The organism is Streptomyces sp. NPDC030820 (assembly GCF_055572075.1).
Window position 1 is genome coordinate 53,816 of the sequence record NZ_JBVIEB010000011.1, and the last position, 22,932, is coordinate 76,747.

Annotated in this window: 18 protein-coding genes; 14 read left to right on the forward strand and 4 right to left on the reverse strand. The window is 71.0% G+C overall.

Annotated features, from left to right (window positions below; genetic code table 11):
• Positions 1-83: 83 nt before the first annotated feature.
• Together miaB and ACZ418_RS28565 are read left to right on the forward strand one after the other, a co-directional pair.
• Positions 84-1,613, forward strand: coding sequence for a tRNA (N6-isopentenyl adenosine(37)-C2)-methylthiotransferase MiaB (gene miaB / locus ACZ418_RS28560; RefSeq protein WP_468368473.1), 1,530 nt, complete (start codon positions 84-86; stop codon positions 1,611-1,613).
• Positions 1,614-1,703: 90 nt separating this feature from the next.
• A complete protein-coding gene (locus ACZ418_RS28565; protein WP_468368476.1) occupies positions 1,704-2,417 on the forward strand; it encodes a class III extradiol dioxygenase subunit B-like domain-containing protein in 714 nt (237 codons plus the stop codon).
• 149 nt (positions 2,418-2,566) lie between these two features.
• Here the strand turns inward: ACZ418_RS28565 and ACZ418_RS28570 are convergent, their stop codons facing one another.
• Both ACZ418_RS28570 and ACZ418_RS28575 read right to left on the reverse strand, forming a co-directional pair.
• Entirely contained in the window at positions 2,567-2,860 is a 294-nt protein-coding gene (locus ACZ418_RS28570) for an antitoxin (RefSeq protein ID WP_468368479.1), read from the reverse strand.
• Positions 2,861-2,884: 24 nt separating this feature from the next.
• Entirely contained in the window at positions 2,885-3,178 is a 294-nt protein-coding gene (locus ACZ418_RS28575) for a hypothetical protein (protein ID WP_468368481.1), read from the reverse strand.
• 182 nt (positions 3,179-3,360) lie between these two features.
• On the opposite strand from ACZ418_RS28575, the gene miaA reads away from it, so the two are divergent.
• The 6 genes from miaA to hflX all read left to right on the forward strand — a co-directional run bounded on the left by miaA (position 3,361) and on the right by hflX (position 12,178).
• Positions 3,361-4,299: a tRNA (adenosine(37)-N6)-dimethylallyltransferase MiaA gene (gene miaA, locus ACZ418_RS28580; protein ID WP_468368484.1), complete on the forward strand. Its 939-nt coding sequence runs from the start codon at positions 3,361-3,363 to the stop codon at positions 4,297-4,299.
• A gap of 290 nt (positions 4,300-4,589) precedes the next feature.
• Positions 4,590-5,153, forward strand: a complete 564-nt coding sequence (locus tag ACZ418_RS28585) for a hypothetical protein (RefSeq protein ID WP_468368938.1) — start codon at positions 4,590-4,592, stop codon at positions 5,151-5,153.
• Between the two features lie 123 nt (positions 5,154-5,276).
• Positions 5,277-6,152, forward strand: a complete 876-nt coding sequence (gene dapF / locus ACZ418_RS28590; RefSeq protein WP_468368486.1) for a diaminopimelate epimerase — start codon at positions 5,277-5,279, stop codon at positions 6,150-6,152.
• Between the two features lie 283 nt (positions 6,153-6,435).
• Positions 6,436-8,718, forward strand: a complete 2,283-nt coding sequence (locus tag ACZ418_RS28595) for a RelA/SpoT family protein (RefSeq protein ID WP_468368488.1) — start codon at positions 6,436-6,438, stop codon at positions 8,716-8,718.
• A gap of 227 nt (positions 8,719-8,945) precedes the next feature.
• The gene (locus ACZ418_RS28600) at positions 8,946-10,529 is read left to right on the forward strand and encodes a M1 family metallopeptidase (protein WP_468368491.1); all 1,584 of its coding nucleotides are present in this window, start codon (positions 8,946-8,948) and stop codon (positions 10,527-10,529) included.
• 158 nt (positions 10,530-10,687) lie between these two features.
• On the forward strand, positions 10,688-12,178 hold the full coding sequence (gene hflX, locus ACZ418_RS28605) for a GTPase HflX (protein WP_468368494.1): 1,491 nt from the start codon (positions 10,688-10,690) through the stop codon (positions 12,176-12,178).
• A gap of 152 nt (positions 12,179-12,330) precedes the next feature.
• Here the strand turns inward: hflX and ACZ418_RS28610 are convergent, their stop codons facing one another.
• A complete protein-coding gene (locus ACZ418_RS28610) occupies positions 12,331-13,554 on the reverse strand; it encodes a trypsin-like serine peptidase (protein ID WP_468368496.1) in 1,224 nt (407 codons plus the stop codon).
• Positions 13,555-14,061: 507 nt separating this feature from the next.
• Here ACZ418_RS28610 and ACZ418_RS28615 point away from each other — a divergent pair.
• The 5 genes from ACZ418_RS28615 to ACZ418_RS28635 all read left to right on the forward strand — a co-directional run bounded on the left by ACZ418_RS28615 (position 14,062) and on the right by ACZ418_RS28635 (position 20,809).
• Complete coding sequence (locus ACZ418_RS28615) at positions 14,062-15,507, forward strand: diaminobutyrate--2-oxoglutarate transaminase family protein (RefSeq protein ID WP_468368499.1); 1,446 nt, start codon at positions 14,062-14,064, stop codon at positions 15,505-15,507.
• 112 nt (positions 15,508-15,619) lie between these two features.
• Positions 15,620-15,790 (forward strand): hypothetical protein, encoded by a 171-nt coding sequence (locus ACZ418_RS28620; protein WP_468368502.1) that lies wholly within the window; start codon positions 15,620-15,622, stop codon positions 15,788-15,790.
• On the forward strand, positions 15,787-17,742 hold the full coding sequence (locus ACZ418_RS28625; protein WP_468368504.1) for an IucA/IucC family protein: 1,956 nt from the start codon (positions 15,787-15,789) through the stop codon (positions 17,740-17,742). The genes ACZ418_RS28620 and ACZ418_RS28625 overlap by 4 nt, the downstream gene beginning before the upstream one ends.
• 68 nt (positions 17,743-17,810) lie before the next feature.
• Positions 17,811-18,647 (forward strand): GNAT family N-acetyltransferase, encoded by an 837-nt coding sequence (locus ACZ418_RS28630; protein ID WP_468368507.1) that lies wholly within the window; start codon positions 17,811-17,813, stop codon positions 18,645-18,647.
• 170 nt (positions 18,648-18,817) lie between these two features.
• Positions 18,818-20,809, forward strand: a complete 1,992-nt coding sequence (locus ACZ418_RS28635) for an ATP-dependent DNA helicase (protein WP_468368510.1) — start codon at positions 18,818-18,820, stop codon at positions 20,807-20,809.
• A gap of 153 nt (positions 20,810-20,962) precedes the next feature.
• Here ACZ418_RS28635 and lexA read toward each other — a convergent pair whose 3' ends face one another.
• Positions 20,963-21,742 (reverse strand): transcriptional repressor LexA, encoded by a 780-nt coding sequence (gene lexA / locus ACZ418_RS28640; protein WP_055710152.1) that lies wholly within the window; start codon positions 21,740-21,742, stop codon positions 20,963-20,965.
• A 563-nt stretch (positions 21,743-22,305) separates the two neighbouring features.
• Here lexA and nrdR point away from each other — a divergent pair.
• Positions 22,306-22,857 (forward strand): transcriptional regulator NrdR, encoded by a 552-nt coding sequence (gene nrdR / locus ACZ418_RS28645; RefSeq protein ID WP_468368513.1) that lies wholly within the window; start codon positions 22,306-22,308, stop codon positions 22,855-22,857.
• Positions 22,858-22,932 lie beyond the last annotated feature (75 nt).

The following is a 22,932-nucleotide window of genomic DNA, read 5'->3' on the forward strand; positions in this document are numbered from 1 at the left end:
CGGCGGTGCCTCGGCGACTTCGTTCACTCCGACCTCCCGACGGCGGAGGACAGGGTTCTCCGGGGACGGCCTACCCTTTACGCATGACCAGCAGCAGCGACCGGAGCCCCGCAGTGGACGTTCACGCACCCAAGACCTATGAAGTGCGCACTTACGGGTGCCAGATGAACGTCCACGATTCCGAGCGGTTGGCCGGCCTGCTCGAAGACGCCGGGTATGTGCGGGCCCCCGAGGGGTCCGACGGGGACGCGGACGTCGTCGTGTTCAACACCTGCGCCGTACGGGAGAACGCCGACAACCGGCTGTACGGCAACCTCGGCCGGCTCGCGCCCAAGAAGGCCTCGCGGCCCGGCATGCAGATCGCGGTCGGCGGCTGCCTCGCGCAGAAGGACCGCGACACCATCGTGAAGAAGGCGCCCTGGGTGGACGTCGTCTTCGGCACGCACAACATCGGCAAGCTGCCGGTCCTGCTGGAGCGCGCCCGCGTGCAGGAGGAGGCGCAGGTCGAGATCGCCGAGGCGCTGGAGGCCTTCCCCTCCACGCTGCCCACCCGGCGCGAGAGCGCCTACGCGGCCTGGGTGTCGATCTCCGTCGGCTGCAACAACACCTGTACCTTCTGTATCGTCCCGGCCCTGCGCGGCAAGGAGAAGGACCGCCGGCCCGGCGACATCCTCGCCGAGGTGGAGGCGCTGGTCACCGAGGGTGTCTCCGAGATCACGCTGCTGGGCCAGAACGTCAACGCGTACGGCTCCGACATCGGCGACCGCGAGGCCTTCAGCAAGCTGCTGCGCGCCTGCGGGAAGATCGAGGGCCTGGAGCGGGTCCGCTTCACCTCCCCGCACCCCCGTGACTTCACCGACGACGTCATCGCCGCCATGGCCGAGACGCCGAACGTGATGCCGCAGCTGCACATGCCGCTGCAGTCCGGCTCGGACACCGTGCTGAAGGCGATGCGCCGCTCCTACCGCCAGGAGCGTTACCTCGGGATCATCGAGAAGGTGCGGGCCGCCATCCCGCACGCCGCGATCACCACCGACATCATCGTGGGCTTCCCCGGCGAGACCGAGGAGGACTTCGAGCAGACCCTGCACGTGGTCCGTGAGGCGCGCTTCGCACAGGCTTTCACCTTCCAGTACTCCAAGCGCCCGGGCACCCCGGCCGCGACCATGGAGAACCAGATCCCCAAGGATGTCGTCCAGGCGCGCTACGAGCGGCTCGTCGCCCTCCAGGAGGAGATCTCCTGGGAGGAGAACAAGAAGCAGGTCGGCCGCACGCTGGAGCTGATGGTCGCCGAGGGTGAGGGCCGCAAGGACGGCGCCACGCACCGGCTCTCCGGCCGCGCCCCCGACAACCGCCTCGTCCACTTCACCAAGCCGGAGCAGGAGGTCCGCCCCGGTGACGTGGTCACCGTCGAGGTGACCTACGCCGCTCCGCACCACCTCCTCGCCGAGGGCCCCGTCCTCGATGTGCGCCGCACGCGCGCGGGGGACGCCTGGGAGAAGCGCAACGCCGCCGAGGCCGCCAAGCCGGCCGGCGTCATGCTGGGCCTGCCGAAGATCGGGGTGCCGGAGCAGCTGCCGGTCGCCACGGGAAGCGGCTGCGGCTGCGACTGAGGGCCCGCCATGACAGAGATCGACCTGACCGACGTGCCCATCGAGGACTGACTCGGGCCGGCGGCTGCCGTACGGCGTACCCTGCCGATCATGCTTGTCGCCGCCGCAGTCTGTCCCTGCCCTCCGCTGCTCGTGCCCGAGGTGGCCGCGGGCGCCGCTCACGAAATGGATGCCGCGCGCGCGGCCTGCGCCGACGCGCTCGGTGTGCTCGCCGCCGCCCGCCCGGACCTCCTGGTGGTCGTCGGCCCCGCCGAGCAGAGCGGGCGCGGATCGTTTCCGCAGGGCACTCCCGGGTCCTTCCGCGGCTTCGGCGTCGACGTGGAGGTCCGTCTGGGCCCCGCCGAGGAGGCCGTCTGCGCGCGCGAGCTGCCGCCGTCGCTGGCCGTCGGCGCCTGGCTGCTGGAGCGGACCGGCTGGGCGGAGGCCCCGATCGAGGGACTCGGTGTCGGGGAACCACTCGCGCCCGAGCGGTGCATCGAAGCCGGAAGGGAGATCGGCGCCAAGGCCGGGCGGGTGGCGCTGCTGGTGATGGGAGACGCCAGCGCCTGCCGCACCGTCAAGGCGCCGGGTTACCTGGACGAGCGGGCGGCACCCTTCGACGCGGAGGTCGCCCGGGCGCTGGGCGCGGCGGACGTGGCGGCCGTCCAGGCGCTGGACGCCGAGCTGGCCCAGGAACTGAAGGCTTCCGGCCGGGCCCCCTGGCAGGTACTGGCCGGCGCCGCCGAGGGCGTGGGCCTCGGCGGCGCTCTGCTGTACGAGGACGCGCCGTACGGCGTGGGATATGTGGTGGCCACCTGGTCCTAGTGCGGCTCGGTGGCCACCCGGTCCTGGGGGACTCCGGTGTACGCGGACCGGCGGACGGCCGGGAGCGGTTGTGCTCCACGACCGTCCGCCGAGCCGCCCGCCGTGCGGCCGCACGCCCGTTCAGGAGGCTCGTGCGCCTCCGTTCAGGCTCAGGAAGCCGGTGGCGGGCCCTCCGGCCGGGCGGGCCGGGTGGGGGTCGTCGGATTGCCGCCGGTCCTCTCCGGGCCGTGACCTTCCTTGTGCGCGAGTCGGTCGACCGCGTGCTTGGCCTTGCCGGTGCCCGCGTGGATCTTGTCGCTGTACTTGTGCTTGGTCCGGTCGTCCACGGCCTTCGCGGCCTTGTCGATACCGTGCTGGACCTTGTCCCCGTGCTGTCGCGCGAGGTCCGACACCTTGTCCCTGGCCGGGCCGAGCTTGGCCTTCATGTTGTCCAACAGACCCATGGTCCACCTTCCCTCGCGGGGGAGTTACCTGCGGGCGCCCTCGCCGGCCTCGTTGTCGGCGGCCTCCTCGGCGGACTGCTGCTTGGGGATGCCGGAGCCGTCGGACGCGTCGTCCACGGCGTCGTCCGACCGCGTCGCCACGTCCTCGCTCCCGTCCCCGGCCGACCCCGTCGCCTCCGCAGACCCGGCCGTCCTGGCCTCCGCCGACTCCGCTTCCTCCGCCTCGGCTCCTTCCGGCTCCGCACCGGCCGGTGCCTCGGCGGCCGAGGTCTCCGGAGTCGTCTTCGACTTTCCGAAGAATCGAGCAAAAACGCCCATATCCACTCCATACGGTACTCGTGCGGGCGAATTCCCGCGTTACCCGGTGCGTACGGTTGCGCCGCCCGGGTCACCGCCTCCGGTGATCCGGATGGCGGTATCCGCCACGGGCAACGACCCGGGACCCCACCCGTCACGTAACTCGTTCGAGGCACGGCCTGGAGGTTTGCGAGACTGGTGCGGTGAGCCGTGCACCCTCCACCCCCCGTGTCATCGCCGTCGTCGGACCCACCGCGGCCGGAAAGTCCGATCTCGGTGTTTTCCTGGCCCAACAGCTCGGCGGGGAGGTCGTCAACGCGGACTCCATGCAGCTGTACCGAGGGATGGACATCGGCACCGCGAAGCTGACGCCCGAGGAGCGCGGCGGCATCCCGCACCACCTGATGGACATCTGGGACGTGACGGTGACCGCCTCCGTCGCCGAGTACCAGAAACTGGCCCGCGCCCGGATCGACGCACTGCTCGCCGAGGGCCGCTGGCCGATCCTGGTCGGCGGTTCCGGCCTGTACGTCCGCGGGGCCGTCGACAACCTGGAGTTCCCCGGCACCGACCCCGACGTCCGCGCCCGCCTGGAGGAGGAGCTGGCCCTGCGTGGCCCGGGCGCGCTGCACGCCCGGCTGGCCGCCGCCGACCCGGAGGCCGCCCGCGCGATCCTGCCCAGCAACGGCCGCCGTATCGTCCGGGCGCTGGAAGTGATCGAGATCACCGGCAGGCCCTTCACCGCCAACCTGCCGGGCCACGACTCCGTGTACGACACCGTCCAGATCGGAGTCGACGTGGCTCGCCCGGAACTGGACGAGCGCATCACGCGCCGGGTCGACCGGATGTGGGAGGCGGGTCTCGTGGACGAGGTGCGCGCACTGGAGGCGGAGGGGTTGCGCGAGGGGCGCACGGCGTCGCGTGCGCTGGGTTACCAGCAGGTGCTCGCGGCGCTGGCCGGGGAGTGCACCGAAGCGGAAGCCCGGGCCGAGACCGTACGCGCGACCAAGCGCTTCGCGCGCCGTCAGGATTCGTGGTTCAGGCGCGATCCCCGGGTGCACTGGTTGAGTGGGGCCGTGGCCGACCGCGGGGAACTTCCGCACCAGGCCCTGGCGTTGGTCGAACGACCGGTTACAGCCTGATCACGTCATGGCATCGGGATGCGCCGCCGGTCTTCGCGGCCTTCGGCGCCGTGCCATCATCGAGCTTCGATCGACCAAGTGGAGCCTAGTTGGGAGGGCGCGTGGCGATGGAGGCCGGCCCTCGCGACACCGCACAGAGTGCCGAGCAGGTCACCACTGCCGGTGACGAACCGGCTCCGGGCGGGCGTCTGGCTGACGACTGCCTGGGCGAGGACCGTCTGACCGAAGAGCGTCTGAACGGAGACCGCCTGGCCGGTCACCGGCTGCCCGAGGGCCGTCACACCGCGGACCTGCAGGCGGACGCCGAAGGCCGGCCGGCGGAGGACTCGCTCCCCGATGACGGGCTCGTCGACGACCGCCTCACCGACGACCGGCTCGTCGGCGCCCGGCTTGCCGATGATCGCCTCGCCGAGGATCGGCTCACCGCGGACCGGCTGACCGACGACGGCCTCGACGAGACGCCGGACGGCGTGACCGACGACGGGCCGGAACCCGAGGAGATGTACCCGGGCGGTCCGGAGGTCGAGGTCGAGCTGCGCCCGCAGCGCAGGCTCCGCCTCTGGCAGCTCGCTCCCATCGTGGGACTGTCCGCCGTCGGCTCCCTGATGTTCGCCTTCCCGCTCGCCTTCGACTTCGGCGACAGCGGCGCCGTCATCGCCATGCTCGGCCTGCTGATCTGCTCCTGCGCCGCCGGCTGGGGCATGATGGCCGCCCGCCGCGTGGGCTACACCTGGCCCGGCCTCCCGCCACGGGGCTCGGACCACCGCCCGGACTGGCGGGTGGTACTGGGATACGTCCTCCTGGTGGCAGTGGTCGTGGTCCTGGCGGTCTGGCGCGTGGCAAGGCTCCGCTGAGGCGCGACCCAGAAGGGCGCGGGGAACTGCACGGGCCCCCACCGGCCCGCAGCCTCGCGTGACCCTGCACCACCCCCTGCCTCCTTCGGCCAACCCAGCGGAGCGCTCCCGTACGATCGAGGAATGAGCACGCGCACGCGAATCGCCTTCCTCAAGGGTCACGGCACCGAGAACGACTTCGTGATCGTCCCGGACCCGGAGAACGCCCTCGACCTGAGCCCGGCCGCCGTCGCCGCCCTGTGCGACCGCCGGGCCGGCATCGGCGGTGACGGGGTGCTGCACGTGGTGCGCTCGGCCGCGCACCCGGAGGCCGAGGCGATGGCGGCCGAGGCCGAGTGGTTCATGGACTACCGCAACGGCGACGGCTCGGTCGCCGAGATGTGCGGCAATGGAGTTCGTGTGTTCGCGCGCTACCTCCAGCACGCCGGACATGTGGGCGAGGGCGACCTCGCGATCGCCACGCGCGCGGGCGTGAAGACCGTCCACATCGCGAAGGACGGGGACATCACCGTCGGCATGGGCCGCGCCCGCCTGCCCGAGGGCGAGGTCACGGTGAGCGTCGGCGAGCACAGCTGGCCCGCGCGCAACGTGAACATGGGCAACCCGCACGCGGTCGCCTTCGTCGACGACCTCGCGCAGGCCGGCAACCTGTACGACCCGCCGCCGTTCAGCCCGGCCGCAACCTACCCCGACGGGGTCAACGTCGAGTTCGTCGTCGACCGAGGCCCCGGCCACGTCGCCATGCGCGTGCACGAGCGCGGCTCCGGCGAGACCCGCTCGTGCGGCACGGGCGCGTGCGCCGTCGCCGTGGCCGCCGCCCGGCGCGACGGGGCCGACCCGGCCGTCACCGGCACCCCGGCCACGTACACCGTCGACCTCCCCGGCGGCCGTCTGGTCGTCACCGAGCGGCCCGACGGTGAGATCGAGATGACCGGACCCGCCGTGATCGTCGCCGAGGGCGAGATCGACGCCGGATGGCTGGAAAACACCCTCCGCTGACCCGGCGTCAGCGCGAGGAGGACGTCCCGCGGCTCCCGGATCAGCGGTTTCCGGGGCGCCGGGGCGTTCGAAACGGCGGTCGAGACCAAGATGGTTGGCGCAAACCCTAAACCTCCTTTTCATCGCTCGAATGGGTGATCCGTTTCACGCTCGGCGAGAGGCGGTCTGTCGCGCGTGGTGGGCTCGATAGCATCAAGCACCGGCACGGACGGGGGAACGTCGCCATCCCTGAGCCGCTACGCCCTGGGGCCTCCGTCCGCCGGTCCACGAGCCGGAGGTGCCCATGAGTGCGGAGGCCACAAACCCTGCGACCCCTGGCCCGGTAGCGCCCACCGCGTCCGCGGCGGCCACCGCCCCCGCGGTGCCCAGGGCGGACCGCAGGAAGTCCCGGCCCCGGATCGACCTGCGCAGGCTCGGCCGGGCCGCGCTGCTCGGCCCCGCGGTGCGCGGCAAGCTGCCCGACGCCATCAGCCATGTCGTGGAGGCGCACCGCGCCCATCACCCCGACGCGGACCTCGACCCGCTGCGCCGCGCCTACGTCCTCGCGGAGTCCTCGCACCGCGGCCAGATGCGCAAGAGCGGCGAGCCGTACATCACCCATCCGCTCGCCGTGACGCTGATCCTTGCCGAACTGGGCGCCGAGACCACGACCTTGACGGCCTCCCTGCTCCACGACACCGTCGAGGACACCGATGTGACGCTCGACCAGGTACGGGAACAGTTCGGCGAGGAGGTCCGTTATCTCGTCGACGGCGTCACGAAACTGGAGAAGGTCGACTACGGAGCCGCCGCCGAGCCGGAGACCTTCCGCAAGATGCTCGTCGCCACCGGCAGCGACGTGCGCGTGATGTCGATCAAACTCGCCGACCGTCTGCACAACATGCGCACCCTCGGCGTGATGCGCCCGGAGAAACAGGCGCGGATCGCCAAGGTCACCCGCGACGTCCTCATCCCGCTCGCCGAACGCCTCGGCGTGCAGGCCCTGAAGACCGAGATGGAGGACCTGGTCTTCGCCATCCTGCACCCCGAGGAGTACGAGCACACACGCCAACTCATCGCCGAGAACGCCGCCCGCCCCGACGACCCGCTCGCCGAGGTCGCCGACGAGATGCGCGGCGTGCTGCGCGAGGCCGGCATCCAGGCCGAAGTCCTCATCCGCCCACGGCACTTCGTCTCCGTCCACCGCGTGGCCCGCAAACGCGGACAGCTGCGCGGCACCGACTTCGGCCGCCTGCTCGTGCTGGTGAACGAGGACGCCGACTGTTACGGCGTCCTCGGCGAACTGCACACATGCATGACGCCGGTCGTCTCGGAGTTCAAGGACTTCATCGCCGTACCGAAGTTCAACCTGTACCAGTCGCTGCACACCGCCGTCGCCCTCCCCCAGACTCGAACCGACTCGCCCGGGGGGACGCCCATCGCCGCCCAGGTCGTCGAAGTCCTCATCCGCACCCACCAGATGCACAAGGTCGCCGAGGCCGGCGTCATCGCCCTCGGCAACCCGTACGCCCCCGCCACCGACGCCGCCGCCTCCGCCCCCGACGCCCCCGCCGACGGTGAGCGCGCCGACCCCACCCGTCCCGGCTGGCTCTCCCGGCTCCTCGACTGGCAGCAGGCCGCCCCCGACCCCGACACCTTCTGGTCCACGCTGCGTGAGGACCTCGCCCAGGACCGCGAGATCACCGTCTTCCGCCCCGACGGCGGCACACTCGGCCTGCCCGAGGGCGCCACCTGCGTGGACGCCGCGTACGCCCAGTACGGCGAGGACGCGCACGCCTGTATCGGCGCCCGTGTCAACGGCCGCCTGGCCACCCTCAGCACCGTCCTGAAGGACGGCGACACCGTCCAGCTCCTCATGGGCCAGGACCCGGCCTCCGAGCCCTCCCGGGAATGGCTGGAGCACGCCCACACCCCGGCCGCCCGCATCGCCATCCAGCGCTGGCTGGCGACGCACCCCGGCGGCGGCGCCGGTGCGGAGGACATGACCGGCACCCGCGCCGAAACGGCCGAGGGCACGACCCCCGCACGGCGCGCCGATGCGCCCCCGAGCACCGCCGCATCCCGCCCGGTGGACACGGCACCCGCCGAGGGCACCCCCGCTACCCGGTCCCGCGGCGCCGACGTCCTCGTGGACCGGCCGGGGGCCTCCGTACGGCTCGCCCGGTGCTGTACGCCCGTGCCGCCCGACGAGATCACCGGCTTCGCGGTACGCGGGGGAGTGGTGACCGTGCACCGGGTGGAGTGCGCCGCGGTGGCGCACATGAAGGGCAGGGGGCGCGCGGAGATCGGCGTGTGCTGGGGGGACACCACCGAGTGCCGGGTCACCTTGGTCGCTGAATCGTTCGGCCGCCCCCATCTGCTCGCCGACCTCACCGAGGCGATCTCCTCGACGGGCGTCGACATCGTCTCGGCGACCGTGGAACCGCCCAGCCAGCAGCGAGTACGGCACACGTACACTCTCCTGCTCCCCGACGCGGCCGCCCTCCCGGCCCTGATGCGCGCCATGCGCGACGTCCCGGGTGTGTACGACGTGGCCCGCGCCCAGCACCAGGCCCCGGGCTCCTGAGGGCGCGGGTGTGACCGAGGAGCGCCGGGATGACCGCCGTACGCGGCTGAGGCGAGCCGGACCGGCGGGCGCCGGGGCCTGAGGGGGTGCTCGGCACGGGACCGCCCCGCCGGGTTGGATCATGGGCTGCCGCGCTTGGATCAGAAGGCCCTCGGAACCGAACCCGATCGGGTGGGCCGGGTGCGAGTCGCCGTCGTAGCGCGGGAACGCACTGGTAGCGGTGGGGCATGCTGCTCAACCCCCGCGTCGGCCCGCGTGTCTGCTCCGAGTCACGGACCCAGCCCGGGACCGAATCCCGGCCACATTCCCGGCCCCGGCCCCGGACCCGGCCCCGGGTCTCCCGGCACCGGAAGGCGGCCCTGCTCGCCACCGCCGTCTCCGTCTGCCTCCTCGCCGCCGCGGGCCCGGCCGAGCCCCTCGGCATCGGCGACCGGCTCTACCCGGACCTGGGCAACCCGGGCTACGACGTGGCGTCGTACGACCTGTCCATCACCTACCCCGGCACCAACGACAAGCCTCTCCAGGCCGTCACCACCATCGACGCCTGGACCACCGCCGGCCTGGACCGGATCAACCTCGACTTCACGCACGGCACCGTGCAATCCGTCGAGGTCGACGGGCGACCCGCGGCCTTCGCCGGCGCCGGCGAGGACCTGGTCGTCACCCCGGACCACGGCATCGCGAAGGGCAGCTGGACCCGGATCACCGTGAAGCACACCAGCGATCCCGTCTCCGCCAAGGACCAGGACGGCGGCTGGGTGCGCACCAAGGACGGCCTCGTCATGGCCAATCAGGCCGACGCCGCCCACCTGGTCTTCCCGTGCAACGACCACCCGTCCGACAAGGCGATGTTCACCTTCCACATCACCGCCCCGAACGGCTACACGGCCGTGGCCAACGGTCTGCCGGCCGGAGCGGACCGGGTCGGCCGTACCACCACCTGGACCTACCGCACCCAGCACCCCATGGCGACCGAACTCGCCCAGGTGTCCATCGGCCGTTCCGCCGTGCTGCACCGTGAGGGACCGCACGGGCTGCCGATGCGCGACGTCGTGCCCAGCTCCGACGCCAAGGCCCTCGAACCGTGGCTCGCCAAGACGCCCGGCCAGATCGCCTGGCTGGAGAGCAAGGTCGGCAAGTTCCCCTTCGAGACGTACGGCCTGCTCATGGCACAGGCCTCCACCGGGTTCGAACTGGAGACACAGACCCTCCCCCTCTTCGAGAAGAACCTGTTCACCGAGCCCGCCTACCCCAAGTGGTACATCGAGTCGATCATGGTGCACGAGCTGTCCCACCAGTGGTTCGGCGACAGCGTCAGCCCCGGCACCTGGTCCGACGTCTGGCTGAACGAGGGGCACGCCACCTGGTACGAGGAGCTGTACGCCGAGGAGACCGCGCACCGGCCCATGGCGGACCGGATGAAGGCCGCGTACAGCGCCTCCGACCGCTGGCGCGAGGCCGGCGGCCCGCCCGCCCGACCCAAGGCGCCCGCCCCCGGCCAGAAGATCGGCATTTTCCGCGCCAACGTGTACGACGGCGCCGCGCTGGTCCTCTACGCCCTGCGCCAGAAGATCGGCCGGCCCGCTTTCGAGCGGCTGGAACGGATCTGGGTCCGCGCACACCGGGACTCCACCGCCACCACCGCCGACTTCGTCCAGCTGGCCTCGACGGTCTCCGGTCGCGACCTGAGCGGCTTCCTCAAGGACTGGCTGTACGGCGAGAAGACCCCGCCGATGCCCGGCCACCCGGAGTGGAAGCAGCAAGCACCGACCGAGACCGCCGGGCCCGTGGCACCGCGGAGCGCGCGATAACACGGTGACGAGACGGGCCGCCTCGTGCGACCATCATCGGGTCGGCGCGAGACGGGACAACGGGAATCTCCCGGGGTATTCGTACGTTGACCACATAGACGCGGTCCAGTGGGACCGGTTACCGACGCCGTAACGGCATCCATCGACGTAAGGATCCAATGACCTCCTCTTCTTCCCCTTCCCAGGAGACCAAGCGCCTCGCGTACGCCTATCCCGAGGGTCTTCGGGCCGATGCCCTGATGGAAGAGGACGACGCCTGGAGCTACGAGATCGACGGCGAGCGGGACGGCGACCAGTTCGACCGCTCCGAGCGCGCGGCGCTGCGCCGTGTGGTGGGCCTGTCCACCGAGCTGGAGGACGTCACCGAGGTCGAGTACCGACAGCTCCGCCTGGAGCGGGTCGTGCTCGTCGGGGTGTGGACCACCGGCACGGCTCAGGACGCCGAGAACTCCCTCGCGGAGCTGGCCGCCCTCGCGGAGACCGCGGGCGCGCTCGTGCTCGACGGTGTGATCCAGCGCCGCGACAAGCCCGACGCGGCCACCTACATCGGCTCCGGCAAGGCCCAGGAGCTGCGCGACATCGTCCTCGAAACGGGCGCCGACACGGTCATCTGCGACGGTGAGCTGAGCCCTGGCCAGCTGATCCAGCTGGAGGACGTCGTCAAGGTCAAGGTCATCGACCGTACGGCCCTGATCCTGGACATCTTCGCCCAGCACGCCAAGTCCCGAGAGGGCAAGGCGCAGGTCGCGCTCGCGCAGATGCAGTACATGCTGCCCAGGCTGCGCGGGTGGGGTCAGTCGCTGTCCCGGCAGATGGGTGGCGGTCGCGGCGGCCTCGCCACGCGTGGCCCCGGTGAGACCAAGATCGAGACGGACCGGCGACGGATCCGCGAGAAGATGGCGAAGATGCGCCGGGAGATCGCGGACATGAAGACCGGTCGCGAGATCAAGCGTCAGGAGCGCCGGCGCAACAAGGTGCCGTCCGTCGCCATCGCGGGCTACACCAACGCCGGCAAGTCCTCCCTGCTCAACCGCCTCACGGGCGCCGGCGTCCTGGTCGAGAACGCCCTGTTCGCGACCCTGGACCCGACCGTCCGCCGGGCCGAGACCCCCAGTGGCCGGCTGTACACCCTGGCGGACACCGTCGGATTCGTCCGTCATCTGCCGCACCACCTGGTCGAGGCGTTCCGCTCCACCATGGAGGAGGTCGGCGACTCCGACCTGATCCTGCACGTCGTGGACGGCTCGCACCCGAACCCTGAGGAGCAGCTCGCCGCCGTGCGCGAAGTGATCCGGGACGTCGGCGCCACCGACGTGCCCGAGATCGTCGTGATCAACAAGGCGGACACAGCAGACCCGCTGGTCCTCCAGCGGCTGCTCAGGGTCGAGAAGCGCTCCATCGCCGTCTCGGCACGTACCGGACGGGGCATCGAGAAACTGCTCGGCCTGATCGACAACGAGCTGCCCCGCCCGTCGGTCGAGATCGAGGCGCTCGTGCCGTACACCCACGGCAAGCTCGTCGCCCGCGCCCACACCGAGGGCGAGGTGATCTCCGAGGAGCACACCGCGGAGGGCACCCTGCTCAAGGTCCGGGTGCACGAGGAACTGGCGGCGGACCTGGCGCCGTACGCACCGGTGTCCGCGGCCTGATCCAAGGCCATGCGAAAGGCCCGCTCCCTTTTCAGGGGGCGGGCCTTTCGCGCCGCGTCAGGGGCGCGGGGAACTGTGCGAATCACCCACGACGGCCGTCAGCCGCCCGCGCTCAGTCACCCCTACGGCGAAGACGGTGAAGGCAACCGTCCTTACTGCCCGGCAAACTTCTTGCTGACCGACTCGTACACGCCCTTGGCCACCGACCCCAGCCGCGGCCCGGCGAGCCAGCCCGACGTCACCGGACCGATCGAGGTGTTGGACACCAGCGCCGGCTTACCGTCGGAACCGGTCTCCACCCAGCCACCGCCGGAGGAACCCGCGGTCATCGTGCAGCCGATCCGGTACATCGTCGGAGCCGACTGGTCGATGGACAGCCGGCCCGGCTTGTCCTTGCACTGGTAGAGCAGCTGACCGTCGAACGGAGCCGCCTCCGGGTAGCCGGACGCCGTGATACCGGCGACCTTCGGCACCGCCGGAGCGTTGAAGTTCACCGGCAGCGCCCCGCCGACGGTCTCCTCCAGCGACTTGCCGCCGTTGCCCTGCTCCGGCGTCACATGGATCACCGCGAAGTCGTAAGGGGCACCGTTGCCGCCGGTCTCACCGCCCTGGTCGATCCACTGCTGCGAGGTCCGCGCCGCATCGGCCCACCAGACACCGTACGGGGCGATCTCGGACCGGCTGGCGTTCTGCAGCTGAGCGACCGACTTGCCGGAGTTGTTGTACGACGGCACGAACGCCATGTTGCGGTACCAGCCGCCGCTCTTGCCGGCGTGTACACAGTGCCCCGCCGTCCAGACGAGGTTGGACTTACCCGGGTGCGCGGGGTCCTCCACGACCGTGCCCGAGCACACCATGTGGCCCTCGGGGGAGTCGAAGAACACCTTGCCCGAGGCGGCCGCGTTGGTGTGGTACGGCGGCGTGACCGCCTGGGCCTTCACCGGCTGCGGGGTCGGGTCCGTCACGCCCTGGTCACCGGAGATGTCGTTGTCGTTGACACCCTTGTTCGGGTCGTTGGCGTGGCGCATCCGGTTGGGATCCCACAGGCCCTTGATGATCGGGTTGATGAAGTCGTTGGCCTCGCGCAGCCAGTCTTCCTTGTTCCAGTTCTTCCAGGCGCCGTTCTTCCACTTGTCGATGTCGATCCCGTGCTCCTTGAGCCTCTGCTTGAGGTCGTCCGGGATCCTGATCTTGCCGTCGACGGTGCCGCCCGCGGTCGCCGAGGCGGCCGGCTTGTCGTCGGCCTTGTCGTCGCCGTTGCAGGCAGTGGCGGTCAGCGCCAGCGCCGAGGCGAGGGCGACCGCCGCCAGTACGGGGGAGGTACGGCGGGCGCCCCTCCCTCGCCGAACAGTGAACGACGGCCGTATGGATCGCATGCTGTGACTCCCCCTGCTGTGAAGGTACTCGGCGCTTCGGCCGTGCCACCGGCCGAGAACTCATGGGGAGTTCATGCCGGCCTCACGACCGTCTAGGAACGGCATCACACACTATGCGCTCGCTGTGGGGGACTTCCGACGGAACGGCAACGGTTCGGCTACAAGCCGTCTGACCAGCCAACCATCCGTGGATCGGCCGATTTGACGTCCACTCACCGAACCCGCTCTCCCCGTTGCCGTGTCCCTCCGGCGGCGTTTCCCGGCCGTCCGACCGCCCGGACCGCGCCGCAGCACGGAGCCATGCATTCCGCCGGCAGACCGCCCTCCCGTGACACCGCACTGGGCCCGCCGCCGCCCCGTCCTGGCAATGATCTTGTGCCAACCCGTAACTCGCCGAACGGTCCGCGGTTGTAGCGGTGGGGGGCCAGCTGCCTGTACCCGGTCCCCGCGGATCAACTCGCCTCTGGACAGCGGGGAGGACAGCGAGCCGTGGCCGTTACGGAGTCGATGGCTGCAGGGATGCACGGCGAAGAACGTGCTGTGCACGAGGGGATCCTCAGACGCCAGTCGGCGCGTGAATCCTCGGCCCGCACCTATGCCCGGGCCCTGCCCATCGTCCCGGTCCGGGCGCGAGGGCTCACCATCGAGGGCGCCGACGGCCGCCGCTATCTGGACTGCCTCTCCGGCGCCGGAACGCTCGCCCTCGGTCACAACCATCCGGTCGTACTGGAAGCCATCCGCAAGGTCCTCGACTCCGGTGCTCCCCTCTCCGTCCTCGACCTGGCGACCCCCGTGAAGGACGCCTTCATCACCGAGCTGTTCCGCACCCTCCCGCCCGGCCTCGCCGACCGCGCCCGCGTCCAGTTCTGCGGCCCGGCCGGTACCGACGCCGTCGAGGCCGCCCTCAAACTGGTCCGGGCCGCGACCGGCCGCACCGGCATCCTCGCCTTCACCGGCGCCTACCACGGCATGACCGCCGGCGCCCTGGCCGCCTCCGGCGGAGCCCGGGAGGTCCAGGTGGCCCGTCTGCCCTACCCGCAGGACTACCGCTGCCCTTTCGGTGTCGGCGGACAGCGCGGCGCCGAACTCGCCGCCCGCTGGACCGAGTCCCTCCTCGACGATCCCAAGTCGGGCGTGCCCCTGCCCGCCGGGATGATCCTCGAACCCGTCCAGGGCGAGGGCGGGGTGATTCCCGGCCCGGACGACTGGCTGCGCCGTATGCGCCGGCTCACGGCGGACCGGTCCATCCCACTGATCGCCGACGAGATCCAGACCGGAGTGGGCAGGACGGGCGCCTTCTGGGCCGTCGACCACAGCGGCATCACCCCTGACGTGATGGTCCTGTCCAAGGCCATCGGCGGCAGCCTCCCACTGGCCGTGATCGTCTATCGCGACGATCTCGACGTCTGGCAACCAGGCGCCCACGCGGGAACCTTCCGGGGCAACCAGCTCGCCATGGCCGCGGGCACCGCCACCCTCACCTATGTGCGAGAGAACGGCCTCGTCGAACGAGCGGCCGACCTCGGCTCCCGCATGCTGAACCAACTCGGGGAACTGGCCGACACGTTCGCGTGCGTAGGCGAGGTGCGGGGACGTGGACTGATGATCGGGGTCGAGCTGGTGGACCCGGCACGCGCCGGATCCGAGCCCCTCGACCACCGCCCCGCGGCCACGGGTCTGGAGCCCGCCCAGACCCCGTATCCGGCCGCGCCCGAACTCGCCGCGGCAGTACAGCGGGAGTGCCTCCAGCGCGGCTTGATCGTCGAACTCGGCGGCCGCCACTCGGCCGTGGTCCGGCTGCTTCCCCCGCTCACGATCAGCGAGGAGCAGGCGGCGGCCGTTCTGGACCGTCTGTCGGACGCGGTGGCCGCGGTCGCCCGCAGTCACGAAGACCACGGTCCACAGGGCCCACACCGTGGCAGACACCATGGCCCTGGCCAACGCGCGGGCTGAGAGCCGCACCCACACCGCCCGGCCCTCGAAGCCGGCACCAGCCTTCCGAACCCTGACCTTGCTCATCCAACTGCATCTCCTTCCAAGGACGCTCAGGCCGAAACGGGCTCCCATGACCCACCCCCAGCCCTCTCGCCCACGCTCGCTCTCCCCGCCGACCTGGCCCTTCGACGCGGCCGAGCCCACCGTCGACGCCGCCGAGACCCTTCGGCGCGAGGGAACGGTGCCCGAGCGACGGCACGAGCCCAGCACCACCCAAGCCAGCCACGAGGAGCCGTCATGAACGCCACTCCCACTCCCGACGGCAGCTCCGGCGCTCCCGAGGAACAGGGAGACTCCGCCACCCCGGCTCCTCCCGTGCCGCTCGCCGAGTCGGTTCCCCAGCAGAAGAGACGCACCGCGGATCTCACCCGTGTGACCGAGCCCGGCGCCGACCTGCTGGAACATCCCGACCCGCAGATCGCGGCCCAGGCCGCCGCCGTGGAGAGCCTGCTGCGGTGCTGGGTACGCGAGACCAACCTCGCCGCCCCCACCAGCGGGACTCTCCGCCTCCCCCTTCCGGTCAGCGGCGTCTCCCTGCTAGTGCCGGTCCGCTACTGGTCGCCTACCGGCACGCACCGCTTCGGTCCACCACGCCTGACCAGCGCCCCCGAGGACGCCCCGGCCGTCGACGCCGTCACCTTGGCGGCACTGCTCGCCCGGGAAACAGCCGGAGACACGGGCAGCACCCCTCGCGCCCAGGACCCCAGTGCAGCCGGCCCCCGCGGCGACGGCGATCTCGTGGCCAGGGTGGCCGACTCCCTCCGTCGCACCGCGATCTTCATCCGCGACCGGCGCGAGCACCCCACCGACGCGCCCGACCGCTTCCTCTCCGCCGAGCAGGCCCTCCTCCTCGGACACCCCCTGCACCCGACCCCCAAGAGCCGGGAAGGCCTGACCGAGACGGAAGCCCGCCGCTACTCACCAGAGCTGCGTGGCTCCTTCCCCTTGCACTGGATGGCTGTCGCCCCCTCCCTCCTCGCAACCGACTCGGCCTGGACCGAGCGCGGCCGTCCCGTCCCCGCCGGCCACCTCACCCGGCGCCTCGCCGCAACCGACCTGCTCCTGCCCGACGGCCATGCCGCCCTCCCCCTGCACCCGTGGCAGGTCCGCGAGCTGCGCCATCGCGAACCCGTCGCGGCCCTGCTCGACTCCGGTCTCCTCCGTGACCTCGGTCCCCTCGGCACCGACTGGCATCCCACGTCCTCCGTGCGCACGGTCCACCGATCCGGCGCCCCCGCGATGCTCAAGCTGTCTCTGGGACTGCGCATCACCAACTCCCGCCGGGAGAACCTGCGCAAGGAACTCCATCGGGGAGTCGAGGTGCACCGGCTGCTGCGCACCGGCCTCTTCAAGCAATGGCAGGCCGTACACCCCGGCTTCGACATCGTCCGCGACCCGGCCTGGCTCGCCGTCGACGACCCGGACGGCCGGCCCGTGCCCGGACTCGACGTGATGATCAGGCACAACCCGTTCAGTCCCACCGACAACGTCGGCTGTGTCGCCGGACTGGTCTCGCCCAGGCCCGTTCCCGAACCCGAAGGCAGCTTCTGCATCCAGCAGTCGCCCCGGCCCATGCGTTCCCTGCTGGCCCAGCTCGTGGCGAGGCTCGCCGCACGCACCGGGCGGCCCGTCGGAGCCGTTGCCGCGGAGTGGTTCCTGCGCTACCTGGAGCAGGTCGTCCGCCCCGTACTCTGGCTGGACAGCGAGGCCGGCATCGCCCTCGAAGCCCACCAGCAGAACACCCTGCTTCTGCTCGACGGCGACGGCTGGCCCGCCGGCGGCTACTACCGCGACAACCAGGGCTACTACTTCCGCGAGTCCAGGCGAGCCGAACTGGCTGCCCGGCTGCCCGGTATCGGTGAGCGCAGCGACACCTTCGTCTCCGACGAGGTCACCGACGAACGCTTCGCCTACTACCTCGCCATCAACAACGTGCTGGGCCTGATCGGTGCCTTCGGCTCCCAAGGCCTGGCCGACGAACGACTCCTCCTCGCGGCCTTCCGCCGTTTCCTCACCGACGTCGCCGCAGGACCCAACGCCCTGCGCACCTCCCTGCCCCGCCGCCTGCTCGACTCGCCCGTGCTGCGGTGCAAGGCCAACCTGCTGACCCGGCTGCACGGCCTCGACGAACTCGTCGGCCCGGTCGACACACAGTCCGTCTACGTCACCATCGCCAACCCCCTTCATTCCTGAGCGAATCGAACCGTCTCTCCGCACTTCCGAGGACCATGACCCACCTCGTCTCCTGAGAGGAGCGCACCATGCCTCCCACCGACGCGAACGCCGGCTCCGGCCCCGCCCGTCCGGGAGCCCCCGCCGGCCCTGGCGCCCCTGCCCACCTGGGGGTGCCCCCGCGCGAGCGAAGCCGAGCGTGGGGGAGCGCCGCCGGCCCCCGAGCGGACAGCATGGGTGCCCTGCGGGCCCCGTTCACCGGGTTCGCCGTCGAGGACGACGACGGGGACTGCGAGGACACGCTGGACCTGCATCTGCCCCCCGAGTTCCTCGCGCTGTTCGCCGGAGGCACGGCCTACCTCCTGGACCAGCTCCCCACGTGGGGCCCGGTGGTCACTCGCGTCGGCTCCTTCCAACTGGTTCCTGTCCGTATCGATGAACACCTGCCACTCATCCATCGCTGGATGAACGACCCCGCCGTCGCGGAATTCTGGGAGCTGGCCGGGCCCCAGAACCGGACGGAGGACCACCTGCGCGCCCAACTCGACGGCGACGGACGCAGCATGCCCTGTCTGGGCGTGCTGGACGGCACACCGATGAGCTACTGGGAGATCTACCGGGCAGACCTGGATCCGCTGGCCCGCCACTATCCGGCTCGTCCACACGACACCGGGATCCACCTCCTCGTCGGCGGAGCGGCGGATCGAGGGCGGGGGCTGGGATCCGCCCTGCTCCGCGCCGTAGCCGACCTGATCCTGGACCGGCGCCCCGCCTGCGCACGTGTCGTGGCGGAACCCGATCTTCGCAACACCCCCTCCGTCGCAGCGTTCCTGAGCGCCGGCTTCCGGTACGCGGACGAGGTCGACCTGCCCGGCAAGCGGGCCGCCCTCATGATCCGGGACCGAGTCCTGCGCGATGTTCTGTAGCGCTGTGTGACTGTGCGCTCACATGTAGTACGAAGCTCGGGTCGCTGGAGTTCCCGCGTTCCGAGAAAATTCTCGAAGCCGATTTCCCTCAGGAGCCCGGCCGTGATCCCGCCCTCCCTCTCCGTCTTGACCGCCCGTTTGTCAGTGCCGGGCCGTAGGGTGGTCGGGCTATGACGAAGCCCTCACTCCCCGAACTCCTCCATGCCGCTGTCACCGCTGTCGGCGGCACGGAGCGCCCCGGCCAGGTGACCATGGCCGAAGCGGTCGCCGAGGCGATCGACGACGGATCCCACCTGCTGGTCCAGGCCGGCACCGGCACCGGTAAGTCGCTCGGCTATCTCGTGCCGGCGCTCGCGCACGGGGAACGGGTGGTCGTCGCGACAGCCACACTCGCACTGCAGCGCCAGCTCGTGGAACGCGACCTGCCGCGCACGGTCGAGGCCCTGCACCCGCTGCTGCGCCGCCGCCCGGAATTCGCGATGCTCAAGGGCCGGTCGAACTACCTGTGCCTGCACCGCCTGCACGAGGGCATGCCGCAGGACGAGGAGGACGGCCTCTTCGACCAGTTCGAGGCCGCCGCGCCCACCAGCAAGCTGGGCCAGGACCTCCTGCGGCTGCGGGACTGGTCGGACGAGACGGAGACGGGCGACCGGGACGACCTCACTCCAGGCGTGTCGGACCGCGCCTGGACGCAGGTGTCTGTGTCGTCGCGGGAGTGTCTGGGCGCGTCGAAGTGCGCGTACGGCGCCGAGTGCTTCGCGGAGATGGCCCGCGAGCGTGCCAAGCTCGCCGAAGTCGTGGTCACGAACCACGCGCTGCTCGCCATCGACGCCATCGAAGGCGCGCCGGTGCTCCCGCAGCACGAGGTGCTGATCGTGGACGAGGCCCATGAGCTCGTCTCACGGGTCACCGGCGTCGCGACCGGCGAGCTCACGCCCGGCCAGGTCAACCGGGCGGTGCGCCGCGCCGCCAAGCTGGTGAACGAGAAGGCCGCCGATCAGCTCCAGACCGCTGCCGAGGGCTTCGAGCGGCTGATGGAGCTGGCCCTGCCCGGTCGTCTGGAGGAGATTCCGGAGGACCTCGGCTACGCCCTGATGGCGCTGCGGGACGCCGCCCGGACGGTCATCTCCGCGATCGGTGCGACGCGCGACAAGTCGGTGCAGGACGAGGACGCGGTCCGCAAGCAGGCGCTGGCCTCGGTGGAGACGGTCCACGACGTGGCGGAGCGGGTCCTGGACGGCTCGGAGTGGGACGTCGTCTGGTACGAGCGGCACGACCGCTTCGGTGCGTCCCTGCGGGTCGCTCCCATGTCGGTCTCGGGCCTGCTCAGGGAGAAGCTCTTCGCCGACCGCGCCGTCGTCCTCACTTCCGCGACCCTCAAGCTGGGCGGTGACTTCAACGGCGTCGGTGCGTCCCTGGGCCTCGGCCCCGAGGGTGTGGAGGGTGAGGACCTGCCGAAGTGGAAGGGCGTCGATGTCGGCTCGCCCTTCGACTATCGCAGGCAGGGCATCCTCTATGTCGCCAAGCATCTCTCCCGCCCTGCGCGTGATGGAGAGCGTTCCGACATGCTCGACGAGCTGACCGAACTCATCCAGGCCGCCGGTGGCCGCACCCTCGGGCTGTTCTCGTCCATGCGGGCCGCGCAGCTCGCGGCGGAGGAGCTGCGCTCCCGGATTCCCGAGTTCCCGATCCTGCTCCAGGGCGAGGAGACCCTCGGTGAGCTGATCAAGAACTTCGCGGCCGACCCGAAGACCTGCCTGTTCGGCACCCTGTCCCTGTGGCAGGGCGTCGACGTGCCCGGCCCGAGCTGTCAGCTGGTCGTCATGGACAAGATCCCGTTCCCTCGTCCCGACGATCCGCTGATGAGCGCCCGGCAGAAGGCGGTGGAGGACGCGGGCGGCAACGGCTTCATGGCGGTGGCCGCCACCCACGCGGCCCTGCTCATGGCCCAGGGCGCCGGCCGGCTCGTCCGCGCGTCGGGGGACCGGGGCGTGGTCGCCGTACTGGACCAGCGGCTGGCCACGGCACGGTACGGCGGCTATCTCAAGGCGTCACTGCCGGACTTCTGGTACACCACGGACCGTAACCAGGTGCGCAAGTCGCTCGCGGCGATCGACGCGGCGGCGCAGGCCGCGGAAGCGCGGCAGGCCGAGGCGAAGTGATCGTGGGCCGGCCTGACCGGCGCCGGTCAAGCCGGCCCACGATGCACAAACTCAGGGGACCGCGTTGGACACAGCAGGGCCCCGGAACCGGCGCAGGGGTTCCGGGGCCCGGTCAGGGAGCGAGCCGGCCGTGCGGCCCGCCCGCCGCAGGCGTCACACGCGCCGCAGCACCGCGACGACCTTGCCCAGAATGGTCGCGTCGTCGCCGGGGATCGGCTCGTAGGCCGCGTTGTGCGGGAGGAGCCAGACATGGCCGTCCTCGCGCTTGAAGCGCTTGACGGTGGCTTCGCCGTCGAGCATCGCCGCCACGATGTCGCCGTTCTCGGCGACCGGCTGACGGCGGACGGTGACCCAGTCGCCGTCGCAGATCGCGGCCTCGATCATGGAGTCACCGACGACCTTCAGCACGAACAGTTCACCGTCGCCGACGAGCTGGCGGGGGAGAGGGAAGACGTCCTCGACGGACTCCTCCGCGAGGATGGGGCCACCTGCGGCGATGCGGCCGACCAGCGGGACGTACGACGCGGCGGGCTTGCCGGCGGTGTCCGTGGGCTGCACGGTCACGGCCTGGTCCGAGCCCCGGACCTCGTACGCGCGCGGGCGGTGCGGGTCGCGGCGCAGAAAGCCCTTCCGCTCCAGCGCCATCAGCTGGTGGGCGACCGAGGAGGTGCTCGAGAGGCCGACGGCCTGGCCGATCTCCCGCATCGACGGCGGGTAACCGCGCCGCTGTACGGAGTCCCGGATGACTTCGATCACCCGGCGCTGCCGGTCGGTGAGCCCGGAGCTGTCCGCCCGGATGCCTGGAGGTCGGCCCGGCAGGGAGCGCTTGTGTCCCTCGGGATTCGTGGCTTCGTTCATCACGTGTACCGGCTCGACTCGTCCCTGGGAGCGGTCCTGGGCGGTGATGGTGGCACTGTCTGCGGTGGTGGTCACGTCGGCCCCTCTCGATGGTCTCCCTGCTGCACAACGGTAGTTGCTTTCGAAAGGTTGCGCCAAACACACGTTCGAGTGAAAAAGTGCGATTCACCTGACGCGATCATGTGTCTGGGTGTATCGCCGACACGCCACCTGGCGGGCAAAAGCGCCCATTGTTGTACTCTTCACCGCTGGAGTAGCCGACCTCGTGGGCCGCTGCCCCAGTCTGCCATCCGGAACCAACTCGTCCGGGCTCCGGGTGTCTTCTGTGCCGGAGTCCCACGCGTCCTCCGTGCGGCGCCCACGGTATCTCCGTAAGCCTCACAGCGATACGGCTCTGCGCCCGCGTGTCTCTGCGGGCCGTCTGCAGGTCGGCGTCCGCTTCCGTTTCTCGCGACACGCGATTTGGCCTCGGTGTATGAGCCAATCCCCACATCTAGTGGTTGGATGGCTACACCGGCCCAGAAGTTGTGGTCCCCCGGGTCTGAGGCGGCTCGGCGATCGCCTATGCTTAGGGCTGCTTCGCGGGGCCCATGTGGCTCGTGAGGTTTTTGAGTCTGCTGTGAGGAGGGTTGGAGATCATGCACTGCCCCTTCTGCAGGCACCCCGACAGCCGTGTGGTCGACAGTCGTACGACCGACGACGGCACGTCGATCCGCAGGCGCCGCCAGTGCCCTGACTGCTCCCGTCGTTTCACGACCGTGGAGACGTGCTCGCTCATGGTGATCAAGCGGTCCGGGGTCACCGAGCCTTTCAGTCGTACCAAGGTCATCAACGGCGTGCGCAAGGCATGCCAGGGACGGCCTGTCACCGAGGACGCACTCGCCCAGCTCGGCCAGCGGGTCGAGGAGGCGGTGCGGGCCACCGGAAGCGCCGAGCTGACCACCCACGACGTGGGGCTGGCCATACTCGGCCCGTTGCAGGAGCTCGACCTCGTCGCCTATCTGCGATTCGCCTCCGTCTACCGGGCGTTCGACTCGCTCGAGGACTTCGAGGCTGCCATCGCGGAGCTGAGGGAGGCGACGCGAGGCCCCGCCGCGGACGAGGAAGTCGCGGGAGCGGGGAGCCAGGAAGACGACCGCGGGCCCGGCGGGACCACTCAGGTCCGCGTGCCCGCCCACGCCGCCGACTGACCGGCGGGCCGGAATCCGGAGGAGAGCCGGTTCCGGCCGGGAAGCGGCGACCGAAGACCTGTTGCGGGCGGCAGC